Annotated in this window: 2 protein-coding genes; one reads left to right on the top strand and one right to left on the bottom strand. The window is 49.3% G+C overall.

Annotated features, from left to right (window positions below; translation table 11 throughout):
• Positions 1 to 139: 139 nt before the first annotated feature.
• Positions 140 to 2,719: an NACHT domain-containing protein gene (locus tag DF182_RS12145; RefSeq protein WP_113615882.1), complete on the bottom strand. Its 2,580-nt coding sequence runs from the start codon at positions 2,717 to 2,719 to the stop codon at positions 140 to 142.
• 624 nt (positions 2,720 to 3,343) lie between these two features.
• Between DF182_RS12145 and DF182_RS12140 the strand changes: the two genes are divergently transcribed.
• Positions 3,344 to 14,629 (top strand): Ig-like domain-containing protein, encoded by an 11,286-nt coding sequence (locus tag DF182_RS12140; RefSeq protein ID WP_147243422.1) that lies wholly within the window; start codon positions 3,344 to 3,346, stop codon positions 14,627 to 14,629.
• Positions 14,630 to 14,648: the final 19 nt, after the last annotated feature.

The following is a 14,648-nucleotide window of genomic DNA, read 5'->3' as shown; positions in this document are numbered from 1 at the left end:
GGATGAATCGGTTTATAAAAGGAGCAAGTGGTAACAACGTCAAGAGGCTCAATGAGTTGAGCAGTAGTTTTGTAGACGTTGAGTATTTAATTTCATCAATGGCCATTATGCTATGCAAGAAAGCAAAATTATACCACAATCACCTGGCAAAATTTGGAATGGCTTGTTTGAAAGAGGTACTGTTTCTGATTAATTCGATTTGTTGTTGTGTGTCGGTGATTTGTTTGTCCATGTTCAGATCGCGGTAGATGTTCTTCAGCAGTGCGAAATTCATCAGCGCGAGTACTTTCATGTCCAGTTTCTGTGCACTCTCGATGGCTATTTCCGCAGTGCGGATAGCCTTGTGGAATTCATGTTCATTATAATATACGGTAGCGTGCAACAGTTTCTGGAATGATTCCAGGAATTTGCCGCTGAAATAGTCAGAAGAATACTTTTTGATTATCTGATCGGCATGACGGCAGATCCTCTCAGCGGATTTGATATTTCCCAGTCCGAGATGGCCCTGTGCCTGCCAGCACAGCAGCATAAGCCGGAATGAGTCCGCTTTGCGGTAAGGCAGGGAAGGATATGCCTGGAACAGGCGCTGGGTGAAGTTGAGCAGGTGCTCATAATCTCCCATCAGCAGGAAGGCGGTGCCCATGTTACGGAACACAATTTCCTGTGCCACAGAAATATGCTGCCGGGAAGTATGTCCCCAGTACTGTTGATACTGGTAGATTTTGGCCCGGATGGTTTCATTCACAAAGCCGAATTTGAGGTATTCATAGATAAAGAGCAGTACTTCATAAGGAGTTACCCATAGTTCACCATCAAATTCATCGGCAGTATATAATTTTTTGATGCTGTTCAGTTCCAGTTCACACTGCTCGGCATCGAGCTGCAGCATGGCCATGGTAAACAACATGTTCCTGATTTTTAGTTTGTCTTCCCTGGCTTCTGCCAGTCCCAGCAGGGCGTTCAGCACTTTACGTTTACGGAAGTGCATGAATTCATCGTTGATGATCTGGCTGAGTGGGTTTTTCTTGAAGAACCCTGAAGGGAAGATCGATTTTAGTTCCACCTGATTGTTGCCTTCATGTTGATAATGAAGCACGAGGTATTCCAGCAGATGAGATTTTTCGATGTTAGCCAGCGGGAGATGGAACATTTTGATGATGCCCTCGGTTTGCCGGGAAGTGATGGCATAACGAAGGAGCCATCGGAACACACCGATACGATAGGGCGATTGTGGTAGATGTTCCAGAATGCTGCGGAGCAGGCTCTCGTTGATCTCCTGATTGCTTTGCTGCAGGTAGTGCATGGCCACAAAGTATTCCAGCAGGAAGGTATGGGCAAAACGCACTTTTACATGGAACATGATTTCCTGACTGAGGTTTTCTTCTGCCAGGATATTATCTGCCAGCAGTTCCTTATAGGCAGGGAACAGGTCCGCATTCTGATTGAGCAGCCTGCTTTTGTCTATATAGATACCGCTTCTGCCATAGTCGAGCAGGGCCAGCAGTTTTTCAATAATCCTTATTTTAAAGGAGTTGGTTTGGGAGTTGAATACACGGTGCTGTACAAACCGGGATACGATTTCAAACAGACTGAGATGTTCATCTACAAAGTTCTGATCGGGGCCGGTATTAAGCTGACAGAAGAGCTGCAGGTAATACGGGTTGCGTAGCTTCTGCAGGAAGCTCTCTGAAAACATACGTACCGTGGATGGATCGAAGTGATGGTTATACAACACAGACTTCACTTCCTGTTCAGCGAGGGCCGGCATGTTGATATTGGTTTCTTCGTCCATTTCGGGGCCCAGGTACCAGTAACGGCGGAAGGCTGGATACTGGTGGGAATGCTGGAATATCTCCGACCAGGTGCTGCTGCGTATAGAAAGGATCACTTTCACCCAGGGATAGCGGTCGTTGGAGTACACGAAGTCTTCCAGTTTGGTATATAATAGTTTGAGTTTATCACCGGATACGGCGATTTCGTCGAACCCATCTATAATAAGAATGAGGCGGCCACCTTTATTATTAAAGTGGCTGGCGAAGTACTCCCGGAAGTTTTCACCCTTACCGAGGTCCATTTGGTTGTCAAGCCAGTTGGCCAGCGAGAAGCCTTTCAGGAGGAGGCTTCCGGCAGCGTGTGCATGGATGAACCAGCATACGTCGTGTTTGAACCGGGCATCTTTGCAGAACCAGAAGTGTTCGGCCAGATGTACCAGGGCCACGGATTTACCCCAGCCTGAAGGTGCAATCAGGGCTGTGGAAGCATAATCGCTTTCGAGGAACCGCTCAATATGCGCATTGCAGAATGAACGGGGAACCGTGAATGGAAATGAAATACCGGAGCGGTTTTTAAGTGTCAGGATGGTATAATGTGACACTGCGTCCGCTTTGGTTTTGAGTTCATCCCACCTGCGTGTATCCAGTTGCTGGTTGCTGCGACTGGCATTGTTGAGCAGTTGATAATGATGTTGCTGGAAATCTTCCCAGTCCTTGAACCGGCAATACTGGGACAGGGTGTTTAATGTGTAACGTGAAAAGCTGTGTTGTGTAACAGCAAATCCGAATACCCTTTTGAGCGTTGTTTCGCTCACCAGTTTTGTGGTGTTATCCAATATGGACTGAGCCAGATTCTTGCAATCTGCTGATGACATGACTTCAACGCCGTATCTGCGTAAAACTTCTTTCTGCAGTGTCATGATGAAGTCATAGGATAGATCAATCATAGGGGACAATAAAATGGATTAGGAATTTCCGATACTTTTTTAAGTACGTATCACTCAGGCATTTAGATTTTTAAAAACTAAAATGAACAAAATGAACAGATAGTATAATCCGTGATTATATATATGTTTATTTGTAATAAAAATCATTTTGGTGATACTGTACAAATTTATTTATGTATAAATATTTGATTTTTACATAAATAGATCATTGCTCCTTGCTCATCTTTTCTAGCATCCTTCGTATAAAAAAATCTGAAAAAATCAGGAAAATTTTAGTCACCTGCATGGTCTTTTCACCCGAAGTGCCTTATAAAATATAATGGAGAATTGGGGTATTGAAGAGATTGAATGAACAAACTGAACGATATGGTTAAAGCTGAACGAGTCTGAACGATTAAGCTCAAAATGAACCAAAATGACTCATCTAATATCAATCTCTTCACTATACTTTCGTAACGCTTTTACAAAGCTTTAACATATGGTCGAAAGTAGGATGGAGTTACCACCTCCCACTTTCCACCTTCACGTCATGTAACCATATCTTTCGCATAGCCTATCCATCAACCAGAGTAATGTTGCAATTCATTGCGAAATGAATATCATTTATATTTAATATTTGGTGCTATGCATTCAAACACTACTCCTAATTGCCCTTTTATCGTTGCCCCTATTACCCGACCCTGGGCAAAAAATGCCTTGAACACACCCGTGTTTCTTACCTTCAAAAGGCATACCCGTTTTGTACTCAGCAGCCTGCTGTCACTGTTGTTGTTCTTCGGCATGAGCCAACAGCAAATCCTTGCACAGACACAAACTCAGCGCGTGTACGCTACCACCCAGAATAATGGTACTACAGGGCTCTGTCTTTCGTGTAGCGTCACTAATCCCGGTAACGCCGTGGATCAGGGTCCAGGTTTTCTGAACACCTTTTCTACCGTTAATTCCACGCTTGCGGCACTGGGAGCAACGGTATATCAGGAAATGATCTTTCCTGCAGCCGTTGCCGCCAACCAGGGGTCGATCGTAAAAGTCGGTACCGGCGCATTGCTGACCCTGAGTCTGCTCGGTGATATAACCGTCCAGGCCTACAACGGGACCACTGCAATAGGCTCTCCCGTACTCGCCAGCAACTCCATTTTAAGTCTGCTGGCAAGTGGTAACCAGGCCGAGATTTTCGTTCCCGCTCCTGGAAGTACCTATGATAGGGTACGAGTCACGATAACAGCAGCAGTAGCAAACGTAGCATCCAGTATTGGTATTTATGCAGCATACTATAACACACCGGCCTCCGGTGTGATTCCCTGTAATACACCTATTGATCTCCTCACCGGTGTGACCGGCAACGTAGCGAGCATCGGAGCCGTAACCAACCCCGGTAATGCTATCGACGGTAATACAGCCACTTTTGCCACACTCACTACCGCTGTCGGCGTGACCGGACAAGCCCAGATCACCGCTATATATCCCGGTCTTTCCAAAACAGGCGACTCAGTGAGAGTTGTCCTCTCCAACCCTGGCTCTCTCCTGACACTGCAACTGCTTAACGCCATTACCATCGTTACCTATAACGGACCAACGGTCGTCGATAGTATATCAGGAAGCAGCGGTTTGCTCCGATTGGACCTGTTGACCGGGTCAACCTCCATACAAACAATCACGTTCGCCTCCAGCGGACCCTTCGATCATATCCAGGTGGGCTTCGGTGCACTCGTGGGAGCGCTTGCCTCATTAAATGTGCACGAAATTCAACGTTTTGGGCCATCACCTACTACTGTAGGAGGTCTTACCAAAATTACCTGTCTCAATACTTCGCCATTTACATTGAATGTTAGTAATCCTGACAATACAAACTACAACTATACCTGGTATAATTCCAGTATGACCGTCGTCGGTACAGGGTCCAGTTTCTCACCACCAACGAACGTGGCTGGCACATTCCAGTACTATGTTTCTGCCAGCCTTAAAGTATGTTCGGCTTCAGAATCCGCCAAAGCGCCGGTGACAGTGATCGTAAATAACTTCGCCACTGCCGCCGATATCACCGTGCCCGCCAGCACCAGCGTCTGTGGTGATACAGCCAGGATAAAACCAACCTCTTCTACTGCTACCCGCAGCCCTATATTCAAATGGTATTTTGATATTAATAAAACAACACCCATCACCAATGGCCTGGTGCAGGGTAATGTTCACTTCTTTGTGGACACTACCGGTCAACTGACCGTCACCGGACTCACTGCTCCGTCTACTACTTACTATGTAAGCGTATCCGATAGTGGGCATTGTGAAAACCAGGCAGGAGCGCTTGCCCCAGCTACGATCACAGTAGGAACTTCTCCTGCTCCGCCACTGACGGCCACCGGCGTTTCCGGCTTCACCGGACAAACCATCACGCTGACAGCCTCCGCTCCTTCCGGCACCATCGAATGGTATACCGATACTACGGCCAGCCCGATAGCTACCGGACCTTCATTTAGCGTCGGACCTTTTGCTACACCTACTACACAAATATATTATGTAGGCGTTCGGCTGCCCGGCGGCTGTACTTCCGCAAGAGTGAAAGTGACCGTGACTGTTACTACTCCGGTTACCCCAAGCTCCTGTAATGCGCCTACCACACAGCAATATGGAACTACCTTAGGGTGCGTCTTGTGTAGCGTAACCAATCCAGGAAACGATGTCGACAACGACCCCAATAACTTCACCGAATTGAGTATTCCGGTGGGATTACTGGGTGGAGCGGCCTTCCAGCAACTCATCTTCCCACAACCTGGTGCCGCTACTGATAGCGTACGGTTTGATATTGGCATACCTAGCGGTTTGGTCAATGCAACTGTATTGGGCGGTATTGTGCTCACAGTAGCCAACGGTACCAATGTGGTGACAAGAGACACCTTGAACAATAACCTGATCACACTCTTCCTGCTCAGTGGCAACAGATATACTGTCACCATTCCGGCTACCGCAGTCTTCGACCGCGTGGAAGTAAAAGTGCTCGGTCTGGTGTCCCTGCTCTCTCAGGTGGATATTTATGGTGCCCGCATCATCAGTCCTAATCCAACTGCCTTTGTACAAAACCAACAGGCATGTGTGGGTAGTACTGCCCTGCTCAATGCAACGGCTGCACCAGGAACAAGCGTAATATGGTATGCTGACTCCACCACCACTACAGCATTAGGACCTAATCCATATACTACACCGGTATTGACTACCCCTGGTACCATTACTTACTGGGCTCAGGTAATCGGAACCAACGGTTGCCCCAATCCTAACCGTTTACGGTTGACATTGACTGTCAACCCGCTGGGTACTGCAGCAGATATCAATATTGCGGACACCACCTTCGGTTGTGTAAACTCTACCGCAGTACTGCACCCAACTTCCACTACTGTTACCAGTCCGGTATTCTCCTGGTATAGCGATCCTAATAAAGTCAATGTCATTACTAATGGCCTCACTCAGGGAGCTGTTCATTACACAGTGGACAGCGTTGGCAACCTTACCATCACCGGACTGGCTGCCGGTGACTACACCTATTATGTAGCTGTTGCCGGTATCAACCGTTGTCAAAATGCTGCCGGTGCCCTGAAGAAAGTAGTGGTACACATTGGCAGTGCTCCTGCTTCACCAGTAGTAACCGGTGATGTGATCGTGGCTACAGGTCAGCAGGCTACCCTCACCGCTACACCGGTGCCGGGAGCTACCATCAACTGGTATACCGATTCTACTACTACCACTATAGCTGGTACCGGCTCCTCCTTTGTGGTAGGTCCGTTCAGCCAGCCTGGTACTTATACCTACTTCGCAGCTGTAAGTATTCCGGGTGGTTGCACTTCCGCAAGGGTACGTGTAAACGTTCAGGTGACAGGTCCTGTGACCCCATCACCGGATTGTAATGTGCCTACCAGCCAGATATCTGGTACGACACTGGGTTGTATCCTCTGCTCTGTGGTTAATCCAACCAATGATATCGACAGTTCTCAGACTAACTTTACTACGCTGAATATTCCGGTGGGATTATTGGGTGGCTCTGTATATCAACAGCTGATCTTCCCGAACCCGGGTGCAGTTGGTGATAGTATCCGCTTTACAATGTCCTCTCCTGCCGGCCTGGCAAACTTGAGCCTCTTCGGAGGAGTAGTAGTCAGCCAATACAATGGTGCTACACTGGTACATGCAGACACATTGTCTAATGTTATCTCCCTGCGTATACTCACCGCTCAGCAGTTTAATGCTACTGTCCCGGCAGCTGGTACATTCGACCGGGTGGAAGTAAGAATCACCGGCATTGCTAATCTGCTTAACTCTATCAATATATATGGTGTACGTATCGTATATCCAAACCCAACTATCAGTACAACAGGTGATACTGTATGCGTGGGCCGGAAAGCAACCCTTTCTGTAACACCGGCTGCCGGTACTACCGTACGCTGGTATGCAGATTCTACCAGCACTACTGTACTCAGCTCTCAACCAACATATACTACAGATACGCTGAGAACCCCAGGTACTATTACTTACTATGTACAGGTAGTAGGTGCCAATGGCTGCGCTAACCCTGACCGTGTACCGGTGAAGGTGATCGTGTCTCCTGCACCGACTGTGCCTGGTCCGGATCAGACAATTAACCTCTGTCCTGGCACCAGCGCTGTTCTGACAGTACCAACTCCAAACCATAGCCTCACCTATAACTGGTACAATGTACCAACCGGTGGAACCAGACTGAATACTGATAGTGGCTACGTATTCAATGTGCCCAATATCACAAGGGACACTACTTTCTACGTGGAAGCTGTAAGCAGCTGTGGTAACGTATCTCCGAGAGAAGCATTCCATATTGTAATGTCTTCCAGCTTGAGCGGACCTGTGGTTACTCCGAATCCGGACACCGTACAGATTGGTACACAGGCCGTGCTCACTGCCACATCCAGTGCTTCCAACGCAATAATTAAATGGTACGGCAGCCAGACAGGCAACGACAGCCTGTTTACAGGGTCTGTATATGCTCCGCCTACACACAATACCCCTGGTACTGTGACCTACTGGGTACAGGCGTCTATACCTGGCTCCTGCTCTTCTATCCGTGTGCCCGAAGTAGTTGTATATAGCGCTGTTGTGGTGCCCACACCAGTGCCTTGCGAAGGAGCTACTACTTATACTGTAGGTAGCGACGGACTGCTTGTACTGGGTAACGTATACAACCCGCAACTGGCAGTAGATAACGACGCCAGTACTTTTGCTTCCCTTGTGATGGACGTGGGCCTGCTCAATGCAGACGTATGGGAAAAAGTAGGATTCAACGGTCTCTCCGCTCCAGGTGATACTGTAAGGGTATTGGTGTCCACCCCAAGCACCATCCTGTCTGCCCAATTACTGAGTGGCATACAGCTTACCACTTACAATGGTAATACACCAGGTGACTCCGTGTTGATAAATAGCCCGCTGGTGAACCTCACTCTGCTGGGAGCTGGCAACCAGGCCATCATAGAATTTGTTCCGACTCATATATTTGATGCGGTACAATTGAAACTGAAATCCGGCATCCTGGGTGCGCTGACAGAAATAGGCTTCAACTACGCACAACGTGCGCTGGTGAAACCTTCCGTACAGGCTTCCCAACTGTCGGTATGTGCTGGTAATACTGCTACACTGAACGTACTGAGTCCGGTGACAGGCATTACCTACCGCTGGTATACTTCCAACGGTACTTACCTTACCGGTAAGGACGGTATCAGCTTCACTACTGGTCCGCTCACTTCAGATACTAGTTTCTTTGTGGAAGCTTACCGCAATGGTTGCGCAAGCAAAACAAGAACCAGAATAGATATTAAAGTTGGCGCTGCACCTGTTGCTCCGCCAGTGCTCTCTACCGATGTAGAAGTATGTTCTGGCTCCAATGCCGAACTGGCCATCAGCAATCCGCTGCCAGGGTACAGCTATCACTGGTACAATGTGCCGACCGGTGGCAGCAAACTCAATACAGACAGTGGATTCACTTTCACAGTAATCAACGTTACAGCTCCGGCTACCTATTATGTAGAAGCAATGAATGACAGCTGTGGTACTGTTTCCGCTACAAGAACTGCGGTGAATGTGACCATAGCAGCTTCACTGCCGGCTCCAACTGTGACACCGCTGATTGACACCGTGGTAGTGAACCAGCAACCGGTATTCACTGCATCATCTACTACAGCAAATGCCCAGTTCTACTGGTTCAACAGCCCAACCAGCACTGATACCCTCTTTAAAGGTGCAGTGTATGCAGCACCTGCATCATCGACGCCCGGTACGGTGACCTACTGGGTAGTAGCAGCAGTGCCTGGCTCCGGCTCTTGTACCTCTGCAAGAGTATCGGTGAACGCTGTTACCATCATTCCTGGTAGTAACCCTGTACCTTGCGAAGCAGCCACTACTTATACAGTAGGCAGCTCCGGACTCCTGGTATTGGGTAATGTATACAACCCGCAACTGGCAGTTGATACCAGTGCCCTGACTTACTCTTCCCTCGTAATAGACCTCGGCATACTGAATGCCTCCGTTTGGGAAAGAGCATACTTCAACGGTCTCTCCACTCCGGGTGATACTGTCAAAGTGCTGCTTACCAACCCAAGCCAGATACTGTCAGTCTCCTTGTTGGGTGGTGTGCAACTGACAGCCTACAACGGTAATACACCTGGTGATTCCGTAATGCTGCCTAGTCCGGCACTTAACCTTGTTCTGCTGAACAGCGGCCACAGTGCTTTACTGTCCTTCGTTCCAAGCCAGCCATTCAATGGTGTGGAAGTGAAACTGAAATCAGGCATACTTGGAGCATTGAATGAAATAGGCTTCAACTACGCACAGCGCGCCCTCGTACAGCCAACCGTACAGGTCAACAATGCTACCATCTGTCAAGGTCAGCAGGCTACCCTCAGCGTGGTGAACCCTGCTGCCGGTATTACCTACAGCTGGTACGACAGCCAGAACAATCACCTGCTTGACAGCGTCGCTTTTGTGACACCAACAACCCTGAGCGTAGGTACTCATACCTACACCGTAAGAGCCAGCCGCAATGGTTGTACCAGTGTAGCTTCTGCTCCGATTCAGGTAACAGTGGTGGGTACACCGGCCAAACCGGTACCAGCGAGCGACAGTGTGACGGTTTGCGCAGGTACTTCTGCAACGCTCAGTGTAACTCCAGTTCCAGGTGTAACCTTCAACTGGTACGATGCAGCTACCGGTGGTGCTAAACTGGCCTCCGATACCAGTACATATATGACTCCGGCCAACCTCGCCGTGGGTACCTATAAATTCTATGTGGAAGCGGTGAATGGCAACAGCTGTACAAACACCGGTGGCCGCGCAGTGATCACCCTCACCGTGACCAGTACTTCCACAGCGGCAGATATCAACATCGCTAACGAAACCATCTGCCTTGGTGATACCGCCGTACTGACACCAACATCTACCACAGTGCCGAACCCAGTCTTTAAATGGTATGCTAACCCTGATAAGACAGGTCCGATCACAACAGGTGTAAGTGGCAATGGTGTACTCACCATCCCAGGTCTCTCAATAGGTACTCATACCTATTATGTGAGCGTAAGCAGCGCCGGTCATTGTGAAAACGCTGCCGGTGATCTGAAAGCAGTAACAGTAACGGTAGTAGGTCGTCCAGCCATACCGGTACCAGTGAGCGACAGTGTGACTGCTTGCGCAGGTACTTCTGCAACGCTTAGTGTAACTCCGGTTCCAGGTGTCACCTTCAACTGGTACGACGCAGCTACCGGTGGTACTAAACTGGTCTCCAATACCAATACATACACTACTCCGGCCAACCTCGCTGTGGGTACGTATAAATTCTATGTGGAAGCGGTGAACAGCAACAGCTGTACAAACACCGGCGGCCGTGTAGTGATTACCCTCATTGTAAGCAGCGCTTCCACAGCGGCAGATATTAACATCGCTAACGAAACCATCTGCCTTGGTGATACCGCCGTACTGACACCAACATCTACCACAGTGCCGAACCCAGTCTTTAAATGGTACGCTAACCCTGATAAGACAGGTCCGATCACAACAGGTGTAAGTGGCAATGGTGTACTCACCATCCCGGGTCTCTCAATAGGTACTCATACCTACTATGTGAGCGTAAGCAGCGCCGGCCATTGTGAAAACGCTGCCGGTGATCTGAAAGCAGTAACAGTAACGGTAGTAGGCCGTCCGGCCATACCGGTACCAGTGAGCGACAGTGTGACGGCTTGTGCAGGTACTTCTGCAACGCTTAGTGTAACTCCGGTTCCAGGTGTCACCTTCAACTGGTACGACGCAGCTACCGGTGGTACTAAACTGGTCTCCAATACCAATACATACACTACTCCGGCCAACCTCGCTGTGGGTACGTATAAATTCTATGTGGAAGCGGTGAACAGCAACAGCTGTACAAACACCGGTGGCCGCGCAGTGATTACCCTCATTGTAAGCAGCGCTTCCACAGCGGCAGATATCAACATCGCTAACGAAACCATCTGCCTTGGTGATACCGCCGTACTGACACCAACATCTACCACAGTGCCGAACCCAGTCTTTAAATGGTATGCTAACCCTGATAAGACAGGTCCGATCACAACAGGTGTAAGTGGCAATGGTGTACTCACCATCCCAGGTCTCTCAATAGGTACTCATACCTACTATGTGAGCGTAAGTAGCGCCGGTCATTGTGAAAACGCTGCCGGTGATCTGAAAGCAGTAACAGTAACGGTAGTAGGCCGTCCGGCTATACCGGTACCAGTGAGTGACAGTGTAACCGCTTGCGTGGGTAACTCTGCAACGCTCAGTGTAACACCGGTTCCTGGCGTCAGCTTCAACTGGTACGACGCAGCTACCGGCGGTACTAAACTGGTCTCCAATACCAATACATACACTACTCCGGCCAACCTCGCTGTGGGTACGTATAAATTCTATGTGGAAGCGGTGAACAGCAACAGCTGTACAAACACCGGCGGCCGTGCAGTGATCACCCTCATTGTAAGCAGCGCTTCCACAGCAGCAGATATCAACATCGCTAACATAACCATCTGCGCAGGTGATACCGCCGTACTGACACCAACATCTACCACTGTGCCGAACCCAGTCTTTAAATGGTACGCTAACCCTGATAAGACAGGTCCGATCACAGCAGGTGTAAGTGGCAATGGAGTACTCACTATCCCAGGTCTCACACCAGGTACTTATACCTACTACGTGAGTGTAAGCAACGCCGGCCATTGTGAAAACGCTGCCGGTGATCTGAAAGCAGTGACTGTAACTGTCAACAGAAGGTCTACTGCCGCCGATATTATCATCTCTGATACTACCGTGTGTGCAAGTACAACTGTAACGTTGACTGCTACTACCACTACTGTAACCAACCCGGTATTCAAATGGTACCAGGATGCTTCACTGCAAATATTGCTGCATACCGGCGCAACCTTCACCACTCCGGTGATCACGGCCAATACCACATTCTATGTGACTGTGGAAGGAAGCAACAGCTGTGCAAACCCTGCCGGTGCTGCAAAAGCAGTGACCGTAAGTCTCACAAGCTTACAGACACCAAGTGTCTCCGCATCCAGCACCACTATTTGCCCTGGAGACTCCGTAGTCCTCTCAGTAGTGAATCCGGTGAATGGCCTCACCTATCGCTGGTATACCGTGCCCACCGGAGGAACAGCAGTCTTTACTGGTCCGGTGTATGTGGTGAAAGGATTGACTACAACTACTGATTTCTATGTAGAAGTGTCTTCCAACGGCTGTATAGGTACTACCAGAGCTAAAGTAACCATTACCGTACGTTCTGCTCCGACACCGGTACTGGTAGCCGATAAAGTGACAGCTTGTGAAGGTGTTCCTGCAACACTGGAGATCTTAAATCCTGATAACAGCCTCACTTATAATTGGTATACCACTCCAACCGGAGGTACGCCGATCTTTACCGGACCGGTATTCGTTACACCGCCGCTGTACACCACTACACAATACTATGTGGAAGCGGTAGGTAATGGAGGTACCTGTGGCACACCTACCCGTGTGATGGCCACTGTGAAAGTTGTTCCGACGCCGCCGGCACCTGTGATAACACCAGGAGACGTAAACACCTGTGGTGCATCCAGTGTGACCCTGACCATACAGAACCCTCAGCCTGGTACTCGCTATGAATGGCAGGATGTGAATGGTAACCTCCTGTTCACCGGCACACAATACACCTTCATCGCCGACAGTACCACTACCATTTATGTAAGAGGTATTGTAGGTGGCGGATGTCCGAGGTCTTGTGGTGGTTGCCCTGGCCCAAGAACAGCTGTACAGATCAATATCATAGCTCCGCCGCCAGCACCAGTACTCTCAGCCTCTTCGCTGACTGTATGTCCTGGTGGTACAGTAACCTTCAGCGTTCAAAATCCGATCGGCGGTCTTACCTATAATTGGTTTGATGCTCCATCCGGCGGCAACCTGTTGTCTACCGGTACCAGCTACACAACCGGTCCGCTGAGCACAAATACTACTTTCTATGTAGCCGCATCCAGCAATGGTGGTTGCAGCAGCGCCCGTACCACTGCATCTGTTGTAGTCATCACCAGTGTCGATGCACCACAAGCCGATCCGGTGACTGTATGTGCTGGTCAGACCACAACACTCTCTGTGAAAAACAGAATACCAGGTCTGATCTACAACTGGTACACAGTACCAACCGGCGGTACACCGGTATTCACGGGTGCTGACTTCATGATCACTCCGACCAGCAGCACAGTATACTACCTCGAAGCTGCTACCAATGGTGGTTGTGTAAGCGCCAGCAGAACAGCAGTGAATGTGAACGTGAATCCGGCTCCGGCAGTACCGGTTGTGGCCAATGCAACACTGACGACCTGTCTGAACCAGACCGTGACACTCAGCGTGCAAAATCCTGATCCGACACTCACCTACAACTGGTATACTTCGATCACAGGCGGAACGCCGGTGTCAACAGGTGCTTCGTTCACCACACCACCGATTACCGCTAATACCATGTATTATGTTGAAGCAGTTAATAACACCGGTTGTCCGAGTGCAACCCGCGCAGCGGTTAGCATCCAGCTGATTACAGCACCAGCAGCACCAACCGTAACAGGCAACGAAAACGGTATATGCCCTGGTCATACCGCTACCCTGACGGCTTCTTCTACCACGCCAGGTGTAAACTTCAACTGGTACACAGTACCAACAGGTGGTACACCAGTATTCACAGGACCGGTATTCACTACCCCTGTACTGAACACCGCCACCACCTACTATGTAGAAGCATTCTCCAATGGTGGTTGTGTAGGGGCAGGACCAAGAACAGCCGTCGCCGTTACGATACTGCAACCGCTGGCTGCACCGCATGTGGCCATCAGCGACCTCACTGCTACCAGCGTAACCTTCCGTTGGGACCCTGTTCCAGGTGCGGTACGCTACGAAGTGACCCTCGACGGTGGTGTTACCTTCAACCCTCCAAGCTCAGGACCAACAGGTACAACACATACCATCAACAACCTGCAGCCTAACCAGGGTCTCAATTTCGGAGTAAGAGCTATCGGAGCATCAGATTGTCAGACCAGCGGATTAGGTACCCTCGCTTGTAGGACTTCCAACCCGCAAGGCAATAACGTCTTCGTTCCGAACCTCTTCAGCCCGAATGGTGATGGTATGAACGATATGTTGTTTGTATACGGAACCGCTATCGCTCAACTCGAATTCAGGGTATACAACCAGTGGGGTCAGTTGGTGTTCTCTACCAAAGACCTGCATCAAGGATGGGATGGTACCATGAATGGTCAGAACCAGCCGGTAGGTGTATATGTATACATCGTGAAAGCAACCATGCAGGATGGATCAATAGTCACTAAGAAAGGAAACGTAACGCTCATGCGTTAACGACAGGAACAGAAACCCG

This window comes from Chitinophaga flava, from assembly GCF_003308995.1.
GTDB lineage: Bacteria > Bacteroidota > Bacteroidia > Chitinophagales > Chitinophagaceae > Chitinophaga > Chitinophaga flava.
The sequence above is the reverse complement of the archived record's forward strand: the minus strand, read 5'-3'. Positions and strand labels throughout refer to the sequence as shown.

What these genes read in the sequence shown, in the direction of transcription:
- DF182_RS12145 (WP_113615882.1), bottom strand. Translation starts at nt 2,719, where the DNA reads ATGATTGATCTATCCTATGACTTCATCATGACACTGCAGAAAGAAGTT.
- DF182_RS12140 (WP_147243422.1), top strand. Translation starts at nt 3,344, where the DNA reads ATGCATTCAAACACTACTCCTAATTGCCCTTTTATCGTTGCCCCTATT.